Origin of the sequence: Pseudoalteromonas maricaloris (assembly GCF_024746855.1) — a bacterium.
GTDB classification, from domain to species: domain Bacteria; phylum Pseudomonadota; class Gammaproteobacteria; order Enterobacterales; family Alteromonadaceae; genus Pseudoalteromonas; species Pseudoalteromonas maricaloris.
This window is the reverse complement of sequence record NZ_CP024625.1, coordinates 1624340-1645833: the sequence shown is the minus strand read 5'-3', so window position 1 is coordinate 1645833 and position 21494 is coordinate 1624340. Positions and strand designations below refer to the sequence as shown.

The 21494-nt window shown below is 44.6% G+C and carries 11 protein-coding genes and 3 rRNA genes; 3 read left to right on the top strand and 11 right to left on the bottom strand.

Features of this window, described 5'->3' with window-relative positions; translation table 11 throughout:
• Positions 1 to 103 precede the first annotated feature (103 nt).
• The 7 genes from CTT31_RS07040 to dapB form a co-directional block, all read right to left on the bottom strand.
• Positions 104 to 2902 carry a collagenase gene (locus tag CTT31_RS07040; protein ID WP_260492249.1) on the bottom strand — a complete coding sequence of 933 codons (2799 nt, stop codon included), beginning with the start codon at positions 2900 to 2902 and terminating at the stop codon, positions 104 to 106.
• Between the two features lie 253 nt (positions 2903 to 3155).
• Positions 3156 to 3431 carry a hypothetical protein gene (locus CTT31_RS07035; RefSeq protein WP_039495521.1) on the bottom strand — a complete coding sequence of 92 codons (276 nt, stop codon included), beginning with the start codon at positions 3429 to 3431 and terminating at the stop codon, positions 3156 to 3158.
• A gap of 149 nt (positions 3432 to 3580) precedes the next feature.
• Complete coding sequence (locus CTT31_RS07030; protein ID WP_211859641.1) at positions 3581 to 4186, bottom strand: hypothetical protein; 606 nt, start codon at positions 4184 to 4186, stop codon at positions 3581 to 3583.
• Positions 4187 to 4341: 155 nt separating this feature from the next.
• On the bottom strand, positions 4342 to 4818 hold the full coding sequence (greA, locus tag CTT31_RS07025) for a transcription elongation factor GreA (RefSeq protein WP_010377973.1): 477 nt from the start codon (positions 4816 to 4818) through the stop codon (positions 4342 to 4344).
• A gap of 46 nt (positions 4819 to 4864) precedes the next feature.
• Positions 4865 to 8083, bottom strand: a complete 3219-nt coding sequence (gene carB, locus CTT31_RS07020; protein ID WP_039495519.1) for a carbamoyl-phosphate synthase large subunit — start codon at positions 8081 to 8083, stop codon at positions 4865 to 4867.
• Positions 8084 to 8099: 16 nt separating this feature from the next.
• The gene (gene carA, locus CTT31_RS07015) at positions 8100 to 9236 is read right to left on the bottom strand and encodes a glutamine-hydrolyzing carbamoyl-phosphate synthase small subunit (RefSeq protein WP_010377970.1); all 1137 of its coding nucleotides are present in this window, start codon (positions 9234 to 9236) and stop codon (positions 8100 to 8102) included.
• Positions 9237 to 9442: 206 nt separating this feature from the next.
• On the bottom strand, positions 9443 to 10246 hold the full coding sequence (gene dapB, locus CTT31_RS07010; RefSeq protein ID WP_039495517.1) for a 4-hydroxy-tetrahydrodipicolinate reductase: 804 nt from the start codon (positions 10244 to 10246) through the stop codon (positions 9443 to 9445).
• 435 nt (positions 10247 to 10681) lie between these two features.
• Here dapB and CTT31_RS07005 point away from each other — a divergent pair, with 435 nt between their 5' ends.
• Positions 10682 to 11995, top strand: a complete 1314-nt coding sequence (locus CTT31_RS07005; protein WP_239361244.1) for a Na+/H+ antiporter NhaC family protein — start codon at positions 10682 to 10684, stop codon at positions 11993 to 11995.
• A 73-nt stretch (positions 11996 to 12068) separates the two neighbouring features.
• A complete protein-coding gene (locus CTT31_RS07000; protein WP_260492248.1) occupies positions 12069 to 12848 on the top strand; it encodes a nucleoside-binding protein in 780 nt (259 codons plus the stop codon).
• A 302-nt stretch (positions 12849 to 13150) separates the two neighbouring features.
• Here the strand turns inward: CTT31_RS07000 and CTT31_RS06995 are convergent, their stop codons facing one another.
• Complete coding sequence (locus CTT31_RS06995; protein WP_260492247.1) at positions 13151 to 14170, bottom strand: tetratricopeptide repeat protein; 1020 nt, start codon at positions 14168 to 14170, stop codon at positions 13151 to 13153.
• Positions 14171 to 14363: 193 nt separating this feature from the next.
• On the opposite strand from CTT31_RS06995, the gene CTT31_RS06990 reads away from it, so the two are divergent.
• Positions 14364 to 15902: an adenylyltransferase/cytidyltransferase family protein gene (locus CTT31_RS06990; protein WP_260492246.1), complete on the top strand. Its 1539-nt coding sequence runs from the start codon at positions 14364 to 14366 to the stop codon at positions 15900 to 15902.
• 435 nt (positions 15903 to 16337) lie between these two features.
• Here CTT31_RS06990 and rrf read toward each other — a convergent pair.
• The 3 genes from rrf to CTT31_RS06975 all read right to left on the bottom strand — a co-directional run bounded on the left by rrf (position 16338) and on the right by CTT31_RS06975 (position 21246).
• A 5S ribosomal RNA gene (gene rrf, locus CTT31_RS06985) occupies positions 16338 to 16451 on the bottom strand.
• A 117-nt stretch (positions 16452 to 16568) separates the two neighbouring features.
• Positions 16569 to 19452: ribosomal RNA gene (locus CTT31_RS06980) — 23S ribosomal RNA — on the bottom strand.
• A 261-nt stretch (positions 19453 to 19713) separates the two neighbouring features.
• Positions 19714 to 21246 (bottom strand): 16S ribosomal RNA (locus CTT31_RS06975).
• The 16S, 23S and 5S rRNA genes sit together here, the layout of an rRNA operon.
• Between the last annotated feature and the right edge of the window lie 248 nt (positions 21247 to 21494).

Sequence of the window (21494 nt, the reverse complement as noted above, 5' to 3'; positions counted from 1 at the left end):
TATTTTACAAAAATATAACAAAAACAAATTATGAACAAGTAATAACTGTGATCTCTATCACCCGTTTTATTACTTTCATTATGTCTGCCTTAGTATTAGGCAATTACTGACAACCATCTTTGTTATAAGACACTTTCAGCGCTGCCCCCGTTGGTGCGCCTGACACTTTCAAGTATCCCCAATATTCAGATTGCACACTTATCTCAATGCACTCTTGGTTACCTTGATTGAACGAGCTTGCATCCACATTAGTGCCATTTGGCCATCCTGCATTGCTGTATTCAAGCCCAAGATCACCACTACCATGAGCTGTTTTGATCACCACCGATTGTTGACCACTTACATTCTCAAGGCTAAACCACATCGGCTCTTGGCTTCCAAGGCAAATTGTTTCATCCGCTGCTAATCTACCATTAGAGACACTACCCTGCGACTGACATACGTCCTCTATTGTTGAATTTGTTGCGATTTCTCCTAACAACTGCACATTTTCAAAGCGATTATAACCATGCAGCATAATGTAATAGGTGCCAGCGGTAGGTGTAGTGATTTCACATACCTCTTCGTTACCGGATTGGTATGGTCTGCAATCATATTCGCTGAACGTTGGCGCCGAGCCTAACTTAACGTAAAGATCGGCATCACCTGTACCTCCAGACGTGCTGATGACTAATTTATCAGTGCCAGCAGCGACATCGATTGAAAATGCAACTTGTTCATCTTGCTCGCCCGCAACCGTGACAGGTACGCCAGACTGTAGTTTGTTTGAAGTCGTTGCGCTTACAGTAGCCACTGTATTACTAGTGTGATTCAAACCGCTAGGATCGCTCACCGTTAAGCTAATTTGATACTCGCCTGCTTGCACATAACTGTGCGTGGGATTGGCTTCATTACTTTGGCTACCATCACCAAAACGCCACAGATAAGTGAGTACATCACCATCAGGGTCGACACTACCTTGGCTTGAAAATAGTATCGCTTGATTAACATCACCAGAGTATGGCCCATTAACCTCTGAAGTAGGTGCGTTATTCTGACCACCAGCAGCAAGCTCGTTGCACCATTGAACAAACTCTGATTGATACTGTGATGCGAGGCGGTCCATACGGGCTTGGTACGCATTCCAATTTGCTTGTCGCGTTTCCTGTCGCATTGCGAGCACTTCATCAAAGTGTTTTTCATACAGGAATCTCACCCCTAAATAACCCCAACGGTAAATTCTATCTTGATCAAAACCGTCATACGTCGTGCTGAAGATTTCGGCTAGCGTATATACTGAGCCATCTTTGATTGTGTCTATTGCGGCTTGATTATCATTGAGGTTTGCAATGTACTCAGCCACCCCTTCACTCCACCAGACGATAGGCTTAGTCGGAGCATTAAAGTCACCATACAGGTCAAAACGCCCATCAAGATAATGTACGTATTCATGCTCTAAGTTCCAGATGTAATGATCCGGCTTTGCATAACTGGCCTCGTATGCAACAAAATTAGCAACGTTATTCACATCGCTAGGATCACCCTCTAAATACATACCACCGTTGTCGGTGCTGATTTTAAAAATGGCTTTGGCATATTTTTTATAGTCTGCACTGCTATTAAAGATATTCACTTGCAGAAAATCATTGTTATCATCGGCAACCGGTAAGCGGCCTGTTTCCAGCATGGTGTGGAATCGCCCTTCTTCCGCTTCCATGGTTTGACACGCTGAAGTCAATTGCTGAGCGGTGAGTGCTTGTGATCTAATCTTTATTGTATCGCTACAACTATGTTGTTGAGAAAGTACTTTGCTCTCAAGTTCTTTATCAAAATTACAAATACCAAACTGGCCACAATCAGCATAATAGGTCGCGACATCAGCCGCAGCTAACCAGACACCATCGCCAAAACCATAACTGTTATAACGCGAGAATAAAGCGGTTAATTGCGTGTCGACTGACTCTTGAATAGCTGCACCATTGTATAATTTAAGTCGAGCCAATTCGCTCGCAGCATTGATGATTAGATATTCAGAATCTGAATTTACCATCCAAGTTTGTGCGGTGAAGCTCCCTAGTAAACTCACCAATTGTTGATCGTTTTTAACCAAAGCGACAAAGTTATCATTCCACTGACCTCGATATAAGATAGTGAAAATGCCGTTTACCGCACTGCGCATATTCCACTTTTGAGCGTAACTTTCATTCCATTTAGATAGCCATGCTTTTACAACTGGCAGATAGTGCCCCTGTAGTTCCGATGAGTCCATTGTAGTAATAGCCTCACCGAGTACTTTACCATGAGCATCATTGTCGTCGTAGAAATGGCTATTACCAACAAAAGCATCCAACGCATCTTTCACCGCAGGCTTAACCCAAGTAGCAAAAGTCACCTGGTCATTGTAAAACTCAACATAAAAGCCAGCGCGAATAAATAAATAAAGCGCTTCGAGGTCGGCACTGCCGTTGCCTGAATAGCTTTGCGAAAGCGATTTGGCATTTTGCGCCGCAGCGTACATTTTATCTGAAGTGAATACTTGTGTTTGGATGCTGCTGTCAGCGGAGAACAAAGCATTGATACAGCTCGTACCCTGTTGCTTTATTTCAGTAACAATTTGGCTACTGCTCGCACTTGCTAAGCTATTTAAATCACATGCAGCAATCGCTTCACTTTGGCTTACTGCCATCGCTTGCAATAATGGCGTGTGTTTAGCAGATAACAGCGGCATGCTCCTAGTTGGTGTATGTGCAACGGGTGCTCTATCATGCAAATTTTTGTGCTCATGGCCATGGGAAATGTTCGTTTCCACTTGAACCGATGCATCGAGCGGCTTAAAGAGTCGCTGTGATTCTTGATGTGCGTTGGCTGAATTTATTGCTGTAAGCGCAGATAGCGCCAAAGTGAGTTTTGTAATTTTCATCATTTACCTTTCCTGTTGTGTATCCAAACCCGATTGGGTTATAGGTTTTTAACACTAAAATTACAATGTATACAATATATTTTATATAACTTTATGGAATAGTGGCTCGACGGAAAAGCCACCATAATCTTAAAAGCGGGTATCCAAAGGGGGAAGGTCGTTGGTTATAAATTCACCCAATTGGTTGATCTTTATGATTAAAAGTCCAACCAATTGACGAAAAGAAGGAATAAAAATTTATAGTGAGTGGAATAAATTAGATCTTATCAATATGGGAAATGGCGCCAGAAGTGATTTTTACTCTCACTCGATAAGTGGATAGCGTGATTGAATAAACACCGTCATTTGGTTTTTGTGCTAATAAATGCTGTAGCCCTAACAGCAACTCATCTGTATCGTTACCACTGCTGGTGTTTCTTGAATCTAGGTATTCTTTTCCCTGCTTCATAGCCTTATCCAATACCACTGAAGCGACTTGCTGAGTAGACTTATTTTTCAACGTCTTAAACAATGCGCTTTTTAATAAACTCATGGTTATTCTCCTGATAAAGATACCGGCTCATACTAACATATCATTTATGAACCGGTGCCTGATTGGTTTTGGGAACAATCCGAGTGTAACAAGCTCGCACTAAAAGTCTAAAGCAAATTCGTTTCAAACTATGTCAGATGTGTATAATCCTATTCAATCTCAACTAAATAATTGACTTGCTCGGCAAGCTGCTTACCAGAGAAAAGCTTCGGTACAAAGTGTAATAGGTTCAAGGACAGCTGGTGCTCTGAGCGGGTGGTATTTACTAAACTGGGTAAAGTGCCTAATTCGCTGCTTATATCATGCCAAACGGGATTAGCCTCATTGAGCTTGTCATAAGCAATCGTATTGAACTCAAAATTTTCAAAATATTCATCAACCAAAAACAAGGGCTGAGTGAGCTTGAGCGAATTAAGTAACTCACGAGAAAAACTGTGTCGAGCTTCTGAGCTTTCACTGGTAAAAAAGTGGCCTGGCAGGTTATAACCAATGATTAAATCAGAGCTTGCGTATAAGCTGTTGGTATACAACAAAGCAGTAAGAATAAGGTAGGTATCGTATCTCGCTAAGCTCACCCCTTGCAAAAGCTCACTCTGCTTACTAAGGTCAATCGCACAGCGACTACGCATGGTACGCCAAAAACAATGTTGATTCAGGGAGAGGTCCCGCGCGCCAGCGCCTGCCAACTTAGATTTCCAACTCGATATAAACAATTCAAACCCTTCTGTTTTGAATTGATCGACTTCAAATGACATCCTTTTCTCCTAAAATTGTTTGTACCAAAAATATACAGGCATCACACAAAGCTATAAGAATATAGAGAAATGGCAATTACACGGCATTACAGCAGCAAAAGTAGAAATGATTGTTATAGTAAAAAGCCCGCGGATGCAGGCTTTAAAAGAAAGGATTACTTGTATTCAACTTCAATGATTTCATATTCAACAGCACCATTTGGTGTTTGAATATTCACTGTATCATCTAGTTCTTTACCGATTAACCCACGCGCAATCGGTGAATTAACAGAAATCAAGTTGTTCTTAAGATCGGCCTCGTCGTCACCAACGATACGATAAGTTACTTCTTTGTCTGTATCTACATTCACAATAGTCACAGTACTACCAAAAATAACCTTGCCGTTGTTCTGCATTTTAGTCACGTCGATGATTTGTGCTGTCGAAAGCTTAGCTTCAATTTCTTGAATTCGGCCTTCACAAAAACCTTGCTGCTCACGTGCAGCATGGTATTCAGCATTTTCTTTCAAATCACCGTGTTCACGCGCTTCTGCAATATCTGCAACGATTTTCGGGCGAACAACTTTTTTTAAATGATTCAGTTCATCACGAAGCAATTCTTCGCCTCGTACTGTCATCGGAATTGATTGCATAAGTATCTCACTCATTGCCAGAGCTGACGCTCTGGCCTTGTTCTTTTTAGTTCAAACGCTGGTGTAGTTCTTGAACAGAGTTTACAGAACTTCTGTCGTCAGCTTCATTCGCTGTACAGTTTGCAAACGCTGCATTTAGCGTAGTGGTGTAGTTAGTCTTATGCTGAAGTGCACCACGACGTAACACCTTCGAGTCCTCAATAGCTTGGCGACCTTCGGTAGTATTAACGATATAGCTGTACTCACCATTCTTGATACGGTCAAGAATATGAGGACGGCCTTCGAATACTTTGTTTACGCGACGTACTTCAATACCCGCTTCTTCAAGCGCTTTCGCCGTACCATTCGTTGCATCTAACTCAAAACCAATTGCTTTCATTGTCTTAGCTAGTTCAACTACGCGTGCCTTATCACCATTGCGCACAGATAGTAGCGCGCGGCCGCCACGTGGTAAAGTGTTTGATGCACCTAATTGGGCTTTTGCGAATGCTTCGGCGAAGTTTTCACCAACACCCATCACTTCACCCGTCGAGCGCATCTCTGGACCACGCATTGGGTCAACACCTGGGAACTTAGCGAATGGCAATACCACTTCTTTCACACTGTAATATGGAGGGATAACTTCCTTCGTTACACCTTGACTTTCAAGAGACTGGCCAACCATACAACGTGCAGCAACCTTTGCAAGTGCAACGCCTGTTGCTTTTGAAACAAATGGTACTGTACGAGCAGCACGCGGGTTAACTTCAATCAGGTAAACTTGGCCGTCTTTCACCGCAAACTGGGTATTCATCAGGCCAACAACACCTAGTTCCAGCGCCATATCACGGACTTGCTTACGCATCACATCTTGAATATCTTGCGGCAGCGTGTGTGCAGGCAATGAACAGGCCGAGTCACCCGAGTGAACACCTGCTTGCTCGATGTGCTCCATAATACCGCCGATGATAACGTTCTCACCGTCACAGATAGCATCAACATCTACTTCAATTGCATCATCTAAGAAACGGTCAAGTAGTACTGGCGCTTCATTAGAAACAGACACCGCTTCTGTCATGTAGCGACGTAAGTCGTCTTCATCGTACACGATTTCCATTGCACGACCACCAAGTACGTATGATGGACGAACAACCAGTGGGAAGCCAATTTCTTGTGATTTAGCAACCGCTTCTTCTAGTGACGTTACCGTTGCATTTTCTGGTTGTAGTAGGTTTAGACGCTCTACAAGCTGTTGGAAGCGCTCACGGTCTTCTGCGCGGTCGATAGCGTCAGGAGAAGTACCAATCACTGGCACACCATTCGCTTCAAGGTCTCGTGCCAGTTTAAGTGGAGTTTGACCACCATACTGAACGATCACGCCTTTTGGCTTTTCAACACGGACAATTTCTAGCACGTCTTCCAGTGTAATTGGCTCGAAGAATAAGCGGTCAGACGTATCGTAGTCTGTTGAAACTGTCTCTGGGTTACAGTTAACCATGATAGTTTCATAGCCATCTTCACGCATCGCAAGGGCTGCGTGTACACAGCAGTAATCGAATTCGATACCTTGACCGATACGGTTAGGACCGCCACCGATAACCATGATTTTGTCTTTGTCAGAAGGATTCGCTTCACATTCTTCATCATACGTTGAGTACATGTAAGCGGTGTCTGAGCTAAATTCTGCAGCACATGTGTCTACGCGCTTGTAAACAGGCAGAATTTCAAGCTGGTGACGCTTCTTGCGAATTTCTTTTTCTGATACGCCTGCGATTTCGGCAATGCGAGCATCTGAGAAACCTTTACGCTTCAAGCGGCGCAGGAAGTCTTTGTTTAGACCTGCCATGCCCACTTCAGCGATTGTCGCTTCATCTTTTAAGATGTCTTCGATTTGCACTAGATACCAAGGGTCAACTTTAGTGAGTTCAAATACCTCTTCAACAGACATACCGTGACGCATCGCATCAGCAATATACCAAATACGCTCAGCACCCGGCTCACGTAATTCGCGGATGATCGTTTCTTTTGCGTTTGGCGCGTCAAGTGCAACGATTGGGTTCAGACCCGTTGCACCCACTTCTAGGCCTCGTAGTGCTTTTTGTAATGATTCTTGTTGGTTACGACCAATTGCCATTACCTCACCAACAGACTTCATTTGCGTAGTTAGACGGTCGTTTGAACCTGCGAATTTTTCGAAGTTAAAACGAGGGATCTTAGTCACTACGTAGTCGATTGACGGCTCAAATGATGCTGGAGTTGCACCACCTGTGATGTCGTTTTGAAGCTCATCAAGCGTATAACCTACGGCAAGCTTGGCAGCGATTTTAGCGATCGGGAATCCCGTTGCTTTTGACGCAAGTGCAGAAGAGCGCGATACACGCGGGTTCATCTCGATGATAACCATACGGCCATCAACAGGATTAACACCAAACTGAACGTTTGAACCACCCGTTTCAACACCAATTTCACGAAGTACCGCCATCGAGGCGTTACGCATGATTTGATATTCTTTATCAGTTAGCGTTTGTGCTGGTGCAACTGTGATTGAGTCACCAGTGTGTACGCCCATTGGGTCGAAGTTTTCGATTGAACATACGATGATACAGTTGTCGTTTTTGTCACGAACCACTTCCATCTCATATTCTTTCCAGCCTAATAGGCTTTCATCGATAAGCAGCTCATTTGTTGGTGACAGGTCAAGACCACGAGTACAGATCTCGTCAAACTCTTCCATGTTATACGCAACACCACCACCGGTGCCGCCCATCGTGAATGAAGGACGAATAATACATGGGAACCCGATTCGAGTTAAGATATCGTGCGCTTCATCCATTGAGTGTGCAATTTCAGCACGAGGACATTCTAAGCCGATATTTTTCATCGCCGCGTCAAAACGCTCACGGTTTTCCGCTTTATCGATTGCATCTGCAGTCGCACCAATTAGCTCAACGCCATGTTTAGCAAGCACACCGTGCTTATCTAGGTCTAGCGCACAGTTAAGAGCTGTTTGGCCACCCATAGTCGGCAGCACCGCATCAGGCTTTTCTTTTTCGATGATCTTTTCTACCACTTCCCAGTGAATAGGCTCGATGTAAGTTGCATCCGCCATTTCAGGGTCAGTCATGATAGTCGCAGGGTTAGAGTTTACAAGAATAACTCTATAGCCTTCTTCTCTAAGCGCTTTACAGGCCTGAGCACCAGAGTAATCGAATTCACATGCTTGGCCGATAACGATTGGGCCTGCGCCCAAAATCAGAATGCTTTTTATGTCGGTACGTTTTGGCATTATTACTCCGGTCTAATTAAGCGTTGCGAGATTGCATTAATTCAATGAAATGGTCGAATAGCGGTGCCGCATCATGTGGACCAGGACTTGCTTCAGGGTGACCTTGGAAGCTAAACGCTGGCTTATCAGTACGGTGAATACCTTGCAGTGTGCCATCGAACAGTGACTTGTGCGTTGCACGTAGCGTATCAGGAAGCGTTGCTTCGTCAGCAGCAAAACCGTGGTTTTGTGCAGTGATCATCACGACATCACGATCTAAGTCTTTAACCGGGTGGTTACCACCATGGTGACCAAACTTCATTTTTACTGTTTTCGCACCAGAAGCAAGTGCTAATAACTGATGGCCTAAACAAATACCAAAAATAGGTGTATCTGTTTCTAAAAATGCTTTGATTGCTTCAATGGCATAAGTACATGGCTCAGGGTCGCCAGGGCCATTTGATAGGAAGATACCATCAGGGTTTAATGCAAGTACGTCAGCAGCGGAGGTTTCTGCTGGAACAACGGTTAACTTACAGCCTCTATCAACTAACATTCTAAGAATGTTCTTTTTCACACCAAAATCGTACGCAACAACATGGAATTTTTCTTCTTCAGCAGAAAGCGTTTTAAAGCCCTCGCCTAGAGTCCAGCTTGATTCACGCCATTCAAACTGAGATTCTGTTGTTACTACTTTTGCTAAATCCATCCCTTTCAAGCCAGGGAATGCTTGCGCCGCTTCTAGCGCTTTTTGCTCATCTACTTCGTCGCCTGCGATGATACAGCCGTTTTGAGCGCCTTTATCACGTAAAATGCGAGTTAGTTTACGAGTATCAATATCTGCGATCCCTAAGATATTGCGTTCTTTCAAGTAATCACTCAATGATTGTTCGTTACGGAAATTACTCGCAAGCAGTGGTAAGTCACGGATCACTAGGCCTTTTGCCCAGATCTTGTCCGCTTCCTCATCTTCGCTGTTAGTACCGGTGTTGCCGATATGTGGGTAAGTAAGCGTAACGATTTGTTCCGCGTATGAAGGATCCGTTAAGATCTCTTGATACCCCGTCATTGACGTATTGAATACCACCTCACCGACTGACATACCGTCAGCACCGATAGCAGTACCGCGAAACACCGTGCCGTCTTCAAGGACTAACAGAGCGGATTTAGTCAAGTTAACCTCCTAATAGTAAAAAACGGGCGAAAGCAAAACGCTCAACATCCCGTCTACAAAGCGCTTGGTAACACGCAGTTATTAAAATTTTGGCAAATTCGTTATAGTCTACAGCATGAATGCCTTTTCGTCTAATACAAATCACAAAAATTATAAAAATAAGCCATTAAACTCTTTTTTTGCTTTAAAGCCTCAAAATGTTATACCTACTTCTTTAAATCTAGCACATCTTGCATATCATAAAGGCCTGCTGGCTTATCTTTTAACCACTGCGCAGCCCTTACAGCACCTGACGCAAAGGTCAATCTCGACGCTGCTTTATGTGTTAATTCGAGCCTTTCCCCCATTGTCGAGAAGTAAGCCGTATGTTCACCTACTATATCTCCCGCTCTAAGGACCGAATAACCGATTTCTTGTTGAGATTTCGCTTCATGGCTCTGGCTTCGGTCGTAAACCGCAACCTCATCATGTTGCCAGCCTTTTGCTTCTGCAATCGCCTCTCCGATAGCGAGTGCAGTTCCTGAGGGTGCGTCGATTTTGTTGCGGTGGTGCGCTTCGAAAATTTCAATATCCATGTCGTCAGCCAGCTTTTGTGCGGCTGTTTGTACTAAGTTCAGTAGCAGGTTAATGCCAACGCTATAGTTGCGAGAAAACACAATTGGGATATCTTTTGCGGCTTCGACCAACAGCGCCATTTCACTTGCTGTCAGTCCAGTAGTACCGATCACCATCGGTTTTTTAGCGGCAATTGCAGCTGATAAATGCTGCTTCATGCCCTCTGGCAAAGTGAAGTCTATTAATACGTCAACATTTTCAAGCTTACTTTGCTCGGAGCTAAAACAGATATTTGCGTCTGCTTGAGGCTGCAATTGATTAACTGCTTTATCAAGATATTGTGAATTATCTCGTACAAAAGCGTTGGCTAGCTCTACTTGTCGCGACAAATAACAGGCTTCAATCAATGCTAACCCCATTCTGCCATTCGCACCGTAAATACCTATTCTTGTCATACGTTACCCTTTTTTATTTGCGATGTTGATTATCCAAAAGGCAGCAACGATGGCTAACCGGATAATAGAAATGTGTTTTTGCGGGAGTAGAGTTTACCGTATCTGTGTGTCATAGTCAGTTAAGTTGAAAATAATAAAACATTAGACTTTAGACGTCTAAACATATAAACTGCTGCGCTCGCTCACCTATTGAAGTTGAGAGATTTTCATCTTATACCAATTGCATTAAGTAAATGGGCTATTTTGAAGCGGAGAAATAGCTTTAGTAGCTAGGCAAAAATTTTGCTATTTAGTTGTTCTAAATGAAAAATTTTTAACGACGCTAATATGCTAGTTCCCCCTTCAAATTGGTTGGAGAATTAATACAATTGGTATTAGGTGTGTTGTGCGGTTTTACAGCTGGCTATTGGCTGTGCTTTATTGTTGGGGAGTGCTATGCAACCAAATTACAATCAAACAAAGGCAAAACTATCATTATTGCCGCTGTTGACCTTTGTAGGGATTTTTCTTGGCGCAGGATTGTATTTGCAATCGCAAGGCGTTGATTATGCGTTTTATCAATTAAAAGCTCCTGTCGCGATTTTACCAGCCATCGTTCTCGCTTTTTTACTTAATAAAGATACCATCAACCGCAGTGTCGAAACTTTTATTCAAGGCGCAGGACACAGCAATATCATCACCATGTGCCTCATCTATTTATTAGCAGGTGCTTTTTCTGCGGTTGCAAGTGCCACTGGCGGTGTTGACGCTGTGGTTAACGCCGGTTTATCACTTATTCCTCCGGCATTTTTATTACCCGGCTTGTTCCTTATTTCTGCTGTCGTCTCTACTGCAATGGGAACCTCCATGGGCACAATTGGTGCAATTGGACCTATTGCTGTTGCCGTCGCGATGAAAACCGGAATTGATCCGGCACTTATGGCTGGTACCATCGTTTCGGGGGCAATGTTTGGCGATAACTTATCTATTATTTCCGATACCACAATTGCAGCAACGCGAACGCAAGGCTGTGAAATGAAAGATAAATTTAGAGAGAATCTAAAAATAGCCCTACCAGCTGCACTGCTGACTGTTTTACTCTTGGTGTTTTTAACTCCAGAGCCGCAGGTTGTAGAAACCAAGCCGTTTGATTGGTTATTAGTTTTACCATACGCATTTATTTTGGTCTTGGCGGTGATTGGTATCAATGTTTTTGTTGTGCTCTTTAGTGGTATCGTTTTTGCTGGCTGTATGGGTTTTGCCGGTGACTATCAAGGCGCTGCGTTCTTAAACGATATCTATAAAGGCTTTAGTGATATGCAGGAGATTTTCTTGCTGTCGATGTTCATTGGTGGTTTATCTGAGTTTATTCGTATCAATGGCGGCCTAGATTTTTTAGCCAAACAGATCCAAAAAATTACCAGCATTATCGCAAAATGGCACCGTCAAGTTGCAGATCAACTCGGCATTGCTGCACTCGTGCTAACAAGTAACTTGTGTATCGCAAATAACACGGTAAGTATCATAGTTGCAGGCCCTGTCGCTAAAAAACTGGCTGACGATGGAAAGATCTCAGCTAAACGTTCAGCAAGCTTATTAGATATTTTCGCTTGTGTTATGCAAGGCTCTTTACCCTATGGTGCACAAGCGCTGCTACTCGGGGCCACGTTTAAAATCAGCCCTTGGGATGTATCTAGCTCTTCTTATTACTGTTTCATTTTGGCTTTCACCGCCATTACCGTTATCTGCCTAAGAAGAAATAAAGCATAATTTATTCGGTTTACGCGCCCAACTTTGGGCGCTTTTGTTATACTTTCATTTTTAACGCTATCCGAATTAATAAATGAAAATCAACACGCTCATCATTTCCTCCTCACTCGCTTTTAGCACATTTGGTTATGCTGCTGATTGGAGTACAACACAACTACATATAAACCACGGTGATTTCAAAAACCCGTTTAGCAGAAGCGAAGCAACGGCAACGGTTTACTCATTACAACATGCGTCTGGATATCGCTACGGCGATAATTTCTTCTTTATCGATTACAGCAAAGATGACCTTAGTGATGGATACCAAGACGGTGACTTTTATGGAGAGTGGTATTCGAGCTTCTCGATGTCAAAGATTGCAGGCTTTAAGTCTTCTTTCGACGCCATAGCTGACGTTAGCTTAACCATGGGTTTCAATGCAGCCGGAGACGCTAAGGTGATGAAATACTTACCTGGTGTCAAAGTAAATTGGAATTTTGATGGGTTCAATTTTTTCTCTTCTACATTCACACTTTATCAAGACGATAGCCAAGGTATTAGTCATGGCGGTGCGCCTAAAGAAAGTGATAGCTGGATGATAGATCTCGCTTGGGGTTACCCCTTTACAATTGGCGAGCAGAAGTTCTATCTCACAGGTCACGTAGAATATATTGGCGAGCGAGAAAACGAGTTGGGTAATGACGTAAAAGGCTGGTTGCTCGCGCAGCCAGTTCTACAATGGGATCTAGGCAACGCGGTAGGTATGCCTGACAATCAGTTAATGTTAGGGGTTGAATGGCAATATTGGCGTAACAAACTTGGCACAGATACCAATGAATCTGTTCCCCAGCTACATCTAGCGTGGACTTTCTAACTCTAAACTTGCTTTTGACCTTTGATGTTATACCAATTTAACTTAATACTTGTTCAATTTGAGGAATTAAATCTGACGCTAGCTGTGTTAAAAATTTATCATTTAGAACAACTAAATAGCAAAATTTTTGCCGGGCTATCGACAAGATTTTTTTGCCTCAAAATAGACCACTTAATTAAGTAAATTGGTATTGCTCTGTGATGGTTGAGTCAAAGGTACTCATTATTTATCAGCCCCACCTGACTACATCTACTATTCAAAGTATAAAGAGTAGTGCTGTGGTAATAGTTTTTTGTGATGGATTAGTGTTCACACCAAGATAGCGCAACTTCCGGTAGCGAAGTATCCGTCGATACACTGTCGGCCACTTTTTGCTGCTCAGACAGTAACGTATTATATGACGCTATCAATTCTGGGAGTTGCAATGTATAAACATACTTCTCCATATTGCTGCCGTAATCACTTTGGAGCAATATGGGTAAAGTCGAAATAAGAAACTCTACTTGATCTGCATTTGGCTGTATGCCATTTCTACTTTTTTGAAAAATTAGCTCCTGCCAAGTAAACACAATAGATAATTCTTTATCCTCTACCGCACTTAGCTGAGTTTTCACTGTATTCATATAGCGCCTAAAGTTTTTCCACTGATTGGCAAGCAAATAAACATTTAATAAATTTAACCCCGTATAGCTCGCTTCGTAAGCTTGTTCTGCTGTTTGATGATAGAGGAAAGCTTGCCTATATAGTCTTGCAGCATGCTGATACTTACTCATATCAAAATAAACATTAGCTAAGTTATTGTTAAGTGCCGCTTCCAGTTGTTCATCCTTCACCTCAGACAATGCCGGCGCTAAAATATTGATTGCTTCTTCTAACTGCCCTGTTGTTCGATATAAAACAGCAAGATTATTAACGATAAGTGGCCTTTGCTCGTGAGTTGAGTACTTAAGAGCACATTCATAGTTTTTTTGCGCAAGCGCAGGCTTACCGATCCGGCGATAATAAATCGCGAGGTAATTTGCAATTTGCCCCTTTTCGGACTGCAAATACGCAAGCCACTCAGTTTTGTCGGAAAATAGCGCTACTATTTCACGAATTCTGACCGTATCGTTTGTTTTAATTGCAGCTTCTAAACCGGAGCGATGTAACTCATAGATACCTTTAGAGGGCTGTTCTGGAAGTTTGGGTAACGCGGCTTCATATACTCGAGTTGCTTGTGTTGGGTTAGAGATGTTTAAATCTTGAATAACCTGTAATATCTTAAACAATTCATCAGGGGCGAGTACTGTCAGAGAAGAAACAATAATTAAAACTGGTAGCACTTTCGCTCTCCGATTTCCTGATTTAAAGTAATCATAGTGGAGCTTCCGCCGGTTGGCAAAATGCCCGAGCGTGCAGAAGTATAAAACCGCTAGCGACTTCACATTAAACACATCAAATCCATTAAAGTGGGTCATCAAAATATGGACTCTGTGACTACAAAAACTAAAAGCAGCACAACAAGGTATTTACTCGATGCAGAAAGACACAGCAATTAAACAGTCACAACTTAATAGAAAGATGACACAGGCCATCGAGTATTTTACTTCGGGCCAAGTTCAAGCAGCAGAGCAAGCATTTCAGCGGCTATATCAACAGCAGCCCACCCAGCAGGTCATTTTATATCTCGCGCAATTGGCGCAGCGTAGACAAGCCGGGAGTGAATGGATTGAACAACTTGAGGCACTGCTACATAAACACCCAGATGTACCAGATAGCTATTATATTCTCGCTCGCAGTTATCAACAAAACAGACAACTACCACTCGCCGCTCAAACCTTCTATCAAGCGCTAGGATGGCGCTTGCAGCATGACGCACTGACAAACATTGCTGAAGTTCAATCATCCGAAGTACCAATACATGAAAGCGCGAGCTCAACTAAACTAACTCCTGAACACGCTTTACACCTATTACTACAAACATTGTCATCCTTAAAAAAGGCGGGATTTTATGCTTTTCCTACGGCTGGTACTTTGCTCGGGTTAGAGCGTGAAGGTCAACTCTTAGAAAATGATAAAGATGTTGATATTGGTATCGACTGGTCTCACATGAAAAGCGCAATCGAACATTTACAGCATTTTGGCTGGCAGGAAGAAGCGCAATCCTATGGACTTATAAACCCTCGATGTTTTCGCCACCAATCAGGCTTAGTGCTTGACCTTTGCGGTTATGCCACAGAGCAAAGCACTGGAGACACCATATCAGGTTTATGGATGCAAGACGTACCTTTTACTTGGAATAGAGTGACGCGTTTCTCTGCTATTCAAGTTGTGAGCATCAGCTCACCTGCTGGAGAAATTTGTTATCCCCAGTATCCAGAACAAATCTTACAAGCATTATATGGGCTGGATTGGAAAATACCTGACGCAAATTTTGATACCATCGTCTGCGCCCCGAATATTAAGCAAGATTCCTACTTATATTACTGTTATGCCTACTCTCACCTCTACACTGAGTGGAAAAAAGGCAACTTCAAAAAAATGCATGCCATGCTTAAGGTGCTATTACAATTCAAACCTCATGACGGTCTTTTAAAAAATCTTATGCAGTTCGTACAAAAGCAGATGAAATCACAACAGCCGTGCCGTGTTTTAGCGCTTGGTTATTTTGATCTGCTTCACCCTGGTCACTTAACGTATTTGTCGTTAGCGAAATCACACGGAGATTACTTAGTTGTTGGGGTCGCACCGGATGCATTTGCGTTAAAAAGTAAGGGACGAGCGTCAATAATGGATCAAGACGAGCGCTTAAGTATTATTAAGGCATTAGCATGCGTAGATAAAGCGGTTTTAGTCGGTGCACCAATGGCTGATACTGAGCGAGCAGCGCACTGGATCGCACAACAAAGAGTAAACCTTGTGATCTGCGGTGATGAATGGCAACACACGCCCCGCTGGCAGGCATTGGAAGCCGCTTTAGCACCACAAAATATTCAGGTTGTTTATATCCCTTATACCCAAGGAATTTCTAGCACTAAAATTAAAGAAAGAATACAAAACTTCAATGAGAGTTAACGCTGTGTATCTGGTGGGAGCGAGTGTTGAAACGGGTTTTTATGTACATGTTTTTTTTGCCGGAACTTCATTGCAAGCCATCGGCGGGTAAACCACCTCCCACCATCATGTTGCACTGTGCTGATGCTGTGGTAGGAGCGAGTTCACCTCGCGATGTGTTGATTGGCTTGCGAGGTTTTATATCTCAAATCTCTATACACCAGACAGCAAAAAAACCGCCGCATTACTGTAACGGGTTTTTATGTACATGGTTTTTTTGCCGGAACTTCATTGCAACCTATCGGCGGATAAACCACCACCTACCATGTTGTACTGTGCTGATACTGTGGTGGGAGTGGGAACGAGTTTACCTCGCGAGGTTTTTAAATCTCAAATATCTATATCCCAAACAGCAAAAAACCCGCTGCATTACTGCAACGGGTTTCTCTTATTTGGCCCTGGCGATGTTCTACTTTCACATGGGTAATCCACACTATCATCGACGCTGTTTTGTTTCACTTCTGAGTTCGGCATGGGGTCAGGTGGGTCCAAAACGCTATAGTCACCAGGAAATTCTGTTCATCAATGAAGTCTCCCTCATCAATGTAAATCCGGAAAAAGCTATTAAATTCTTTTGTCTACTTTAGTCTATTAACTTCTGTCGCTTATAAACCACTTTGGCGTTGTATGGTTAAGCCTCACGGGTAATTAGTACGAGTTAGCTTAATGCCTCACAGCACTTCCACATCTCGCCTATCAACGTTGTAGTCTTCAACGGCCCTTCAGTTGACTCTAAGTCAAAGTGAGAACTCATCTCGAGGCCTGCTTCCCGCTTAGATGCTTTCAGCGGTTATCAGTTCCGAACGTAGCTACCGGGCAATGCAATTGGCATCACAACCCGAACACCAGCGGTTCGTCCACTCCGGTCCTCTCGTACTAGGAGCAGCCCCTCTCAATTCTCAAACGCCCACGGCAGATAGGGACCGAACTGTCTCACGACGTTCTAAACCCAGCTCGCGTACCACTTTAAATGGCGAACAGCCATACCCTTGGGACCGACTTCAGCCCCAGGATGTGATGAGCCGACATCGAGGTGCCAAACACCGCCGTCGATATGAACTCTTGGGCGGTATCAGCCTGTTATCCCCGGAGTACCTTTTATCCGTTGAGCGATGGCCCTTCCATTCAGAACCACCGGATCACTATGACCTACTTTCGTACCTGCTCGACGTGTCTGTCTCGCAGTTAAGCTTGCTTCTACCATTACACTAACCGTACGATGTCCGACCGTACTTAGCAAACCTTCGTGCTCCTCCGTTACTCTTTGGGAGGAGACCGCCCCAGTCAAACTACCCACCAGGCACTGTCCTCAACCCCGATTCAGGGGCCTAAGTTAGAACATCAACACTACAAGGGTGGTATTTCAAGGTCGGCTCCACAGAAACTAGCGTCTCTGCTTCAAAGCCTCCCACCTATCCTACACATGTAGGGTCAATGTTCAGTGCCAAGCTGTAGTAAAGGTTCACGGGGTCTTTCCGTCTAGCCGCGGGTACACAGCATCTTCACTGCGATTTCAATTTCACTGAGTCTCGGGTGGAGACAGCGTGGCCATGGTTACACCATTCGTGCAGGTCGGAACTTACCCGACAAGGAATTTCGCTACCTTAGGACCGTTATAGTTACGGCCGCCGTTTACCGGGGCTTCGATCAAGAGCTTCGCCTAAGCTAACCCCATCAATTAACCTTCCGGCACCGGGCAGGTGTCACACCGTATACGTCATCTTACGATTTTGCACAGTGCTGTGTTTTTAATAAACAGTCCCAGCCACCTGGTCACTGCGGCTCTCGTTTGCTTACAGAGCAAGTCTTTCACAAACAAGAGCGTACCTTCTCCCGAAGTTACGGTACAATTTTGCCTAGTTCCTTCACCCGAGTTCTCTCAAGCGCCTTAGTATTCTCTACCTGACCACCTGTGTCGGTTTAGGGTACGATTCAGTATGAACTGAAGCTTAGAGGCTTTTCCTGGAAGTAGGGCATCAACAACTTCACCACCTTAGTGGCTCGTCTCGACTCTCAGCCTTGGCAACTCGGATTTTCCTAAGTCACCAGCCTACAGCCTTTCACATGGACAACCAACGCCATGCTTGCCTAGCCTGCTCCGTCCCCCCATCGCATTCATACCGAGTACGGGAATATTAACCCGTTTCCCATCGACTACGCTCTTCAGCCTCGCCTTAGGGGTCGACTCACCCTACCCTGATTAACATGGGATAGGAACCCTTGGTCTTCCGGCGGAGGAGTTTTTCACTCCTCTTGTCGTTACTCATGTCAGCATTCGCACTTCTGATATGTCCAGCATGCCTCCCGGCACACCTTCAGCCACTTACAGAACGCTCCCCTACCCCGCAGACAAAGTCTGCAGCCGTAGCTTCGGTGGTATGTTTAGCCCCGTTACATCTTCCGCGCAGGCCGACTCGACTAGTGAGCTATTACGCTTTCTTTAAAGGGTGGCTGCTTCTAAGCCAACCTCCTAGCTGTTTTAGCCTTCCCACATCGTTTCCCACTTAACATACACTTTGGGACCTTAGCTGACGGTCTGGGTTGTTTCCCTCTCCACGACGGACGTTAGCACCCGCCGTGTGTCTCCCGGATATTACTTTACGGTATTCGGAGTTTGCAAAGGGTTGGTAAGTCGGGATGACCCCCTAGCCTTAACAGTGCTCTACCCCCGTAAGTATTCGTCCGAGGCTCTACCTAAATAGATTTCGGGGAGAACCAGCTATCTCCCGGTTTGATTAGCCTTTCACTCCTAGCCACAGGTCATCCCCTAACTTTTCAACGTTAGTGGGTTCGGTCCTCCAGTTGATGTTACTCAACCTTCAACCTGCCCATGGCTAGATCACCGGGTTTCGGGTCTATACCCTGCAACTTAAGCGCCCAGTTAAGACTCGCTTTCGCTACGGCTCCCCTAAATGGTTAACCTCGCTACAGAATATAAGTCGCTGACCCATTATACAAAAGGTACGCAGTCACCCAACAAGTAGGCTCCTACTGCTTGTACGTACACGGTTTCAGGTTCTATTTCACTCCCCTCACAGGGGTTCTTTTCGCCTTTCCCTCACGGTACTGGTTCACTATCGGTCAGTTGGGAGTATTTAGCCTTGGAGGATGGTCCCCCCATATTCAGTCAAAGTTTCACGTGCTCCGACCTACTCGATTTCACTTTAGATAAGTTTTTGTGTACGGGACTATCACCCTGTTTCGTCATGCTTTCCAACATGTTCCACTAACTACACTAAAGCTTAAGGGCTGGTCCGATTTCGCTCGCCGCTACTTTCGGAATCTCGGTTGATTTCTTTTCCTACGGGTACTTAGATGTTTCAGTTCTCCGCGTTCGCCTCGTTAACCTATGTATTCAGTTAACGATACCTGCAAGCAGGTGGGTTTCCCCATTCGGAAATCCTAGTCTCAAGCGCCTCTTACTGGCTTGACTAGGCTTATCGCAAGTTAGTACGTCCTTCATCGCCTCCAACTGCCAAGGCATCCACCGTGTACGCTTAGTCACTTAACCATACAACCCAAAATGGTTTGCATCGTCAAAGACAGTTTAACTTCGCCAGAAGTTAATATTGAATACTAAAGTAGACGCTAATTAATCATCGAAATGATTAATCGGCATTTTCTTTCGAAAACTCGACAAATAACTTTACGTTATCTATCAGAATTTAATTTTTCAGCTTTTCCAAATTTTTAAAGAGCAATATCACTTAGCCATCCGGCCAAGCAACAATCATCTGTGTGGACACTTCGAACAAATAAGTTCTAAATCGTATAAGGAGGTGATCCAGCCCCAGGTTCCCCTAGGGCTACCTTGTTACGACTTCACCCCAGTCATGAATCACTCCGTGGTGAACGTCCTCCCGAAGGTTAGACTATCCACTTCTGGAGCAACCCACTCCCATGGTGTGACGGGCGGTGTGTACAAGGCCCGGGAACGTATTCACCGCAACATTCTGATTTGCGATTACTAGCGATTCCGACTTCATGGAGTCGAGTTGCAGACTCCAATCCGGACTACGACAGGCTTTAAGGGATTCGCTCACTATCGCTAGCTCGCTGCTCTCTGTACCTGCCATTGTAGCACGTGTGTAGCCCTACACGTAAGGGCCATGATGACTTGACGTCGTCCCCACCTTCCTCCGGTTTATCACCGGCAGTCTCCTTAGAGTTCCCGACCGAATCGCTGGCAACTAAGGATAGGGGTTGCGCTCGTTGCGGGACTTAACCCAACATCTCACAACACGAGCTGACGACAGCCATGCAGCACCTGTATCAGAGCTCCCGAAGGCACCAAACCATCTCTGGTAAGTTCTCTGTATGTCAAGTGTAGGTAAGGTTCTTCGCGTTGCATCGAATTAAACCACATGCTCCACCGCTTGTGCGGGCCCCCGTCAATTCATTTGAGTTTTAACCTTGCGGCCGTACTCCCCAGGCGGTCTACTTAATGCGTTAGCTTTGGAAAAGTTGTCCGAAGACCCCAGCTCCTAGTAGACATCGTTTACGGCGTGGACTACCAGGGTATCTAATCCTGTTTGCTCCCCACGCTTTCGTACATGAGCGTCAGTGTTGACCCAGGTGGCTGCCTTCGCCATCGGTATTCCTTCAGATCTCTACGCATTTCACCGCTACACCTGAAATTCTACCACCCTCTATCACACTCTAGTTTGCCAGTTCGAAATGCAGTTCCCAGGTTAAGCCCGGGGCTTTCACATCTCGCTTAACAAACCGCCTGCGTACGCTTTACGCCCAGTAATTCCGATTAACGCTCGCACCCTCCGTATTACCGCGGCTGCTGGCACGGAGTTAGCCGGTGCTTCTTCTGTCAGTAACGTCACAGCTAGCAGGTATTAACTACTAACCTTTCCTCCTGACTGAAAGTGCTTTACAACCCGAAGGCCTTCTTCACACACGCGGCATGGCTGCATCAGGCTTGCGCCCATTGTGCAATATTCCCCACTGCTGCCTCCCGTAGGAGTCTGGACCGTGTCTCAGTTCCAGTGTGGCTGATCATCCTCTCAAACCAGCTAGGGATCGTTGCCTTGGTGAGCCGTTACCTCACCAACTAGCTAATCCCACTTGGGCCAATCTAAAGGCGAGAGCCGAAGCCCCCTTTGGTCCGTAGACATTATGCGGTATTAGCCATCGTTTCCAATGGTTGTCCCCCACCTCAAGGCATGTTCCCAAGTATTACTCACCCGTCCGCCGCTCGTCATCTTCTAGCAAGCTAGAAATGTTACCGCTCGACTTGCATGTGTTAGGCCTGCCGCCAGCGTTCAATCTGAGCCATGATCAAACTCTTCAATTAAAAGTTTTTTTGAAGCCTAAGCTTCGTGCTCATTGAATTCTGATTTTGATACCTTTCGGTATCGAATTGACTGTGCTGAATAAACTATGTTTATTCTGTTGGTCACTCAGCTCAATTGAGACTCTAAATTTGTTTGCGTCATCTAGCGAACTAGAATCTGCTGTTAGAACTCAACCTGTACGAGTGCCCACACAGATGATTGCTTCATATTTTTAAAGAACGTTTCGAGTCACTTTCGCATCTCGAGG

Excerpts from the sequence above, each read along its gene's own strand:
- CTT31_RS07040 (WP_260492249.1), bottom strand. The coding sequence starts at position 2,902 with ATGATGAAAATTACAAAACTCACTTTGGCGCTATCTGCGCTTACAGCA.
- CTT31_RS07035 (WP_039495521.1), bottom strand. The coding sequence starts at position 3,431 with ATGAGTTTATTAAAAAGCGCATTGTTTAAGACGTTGAAAAATAAGTCT.
- CTT31_RS07030 (WP_211859641.1), bottom strand. The coding sequence starts at position 4,186 with ATGTCATTTGAAGTCGATCAATTCAAAACAGAAGGGTTTGAATTGTTT.
- greA (WP_010377973.1), bottom strand. The coding sequence starts at position 4,818 with ATGCAATCAATTCCGATGACAGTACGAGGCGAAGAATTGCTTCGTGAT.
- carB (WP_039495519.1), bottom strand. The coding sequence starts at position 8,083 with ATGCCAAAACGTACCGACATAAAAAGCATTCTGATTTTGGGCGCAGGC.
- dapB (WP_039495517.1), bottom strand. The coding sequence starts at position 10,246 with ATGACAAGAATAGGTATTTACGGTGCGAATGGCAGAATGGGGTTAGCA.
- CTT31_RS07005 (WP_239361244.1), top strand. The coding sequence starts at position 10,682 with ATGCAACCAAATTACAATCAAACAAAGGCAAAACTATCATTATTGCCG.
- CTT31_RS07000 (WP_260492248.1), top strand. The coding sequence starts at position 12,069 with ATGAAAATCAACACGCTCATCATTTCCTCCTCACTCGCTTTTAGCACA.
- CTT31_RS06990 (WP_260492246.1), top strand. The coding sequence starts at position 14,364 with ATGCAGAAAGACACAGCAATTAAACAGTCACAACTTAATAGAAAGATG.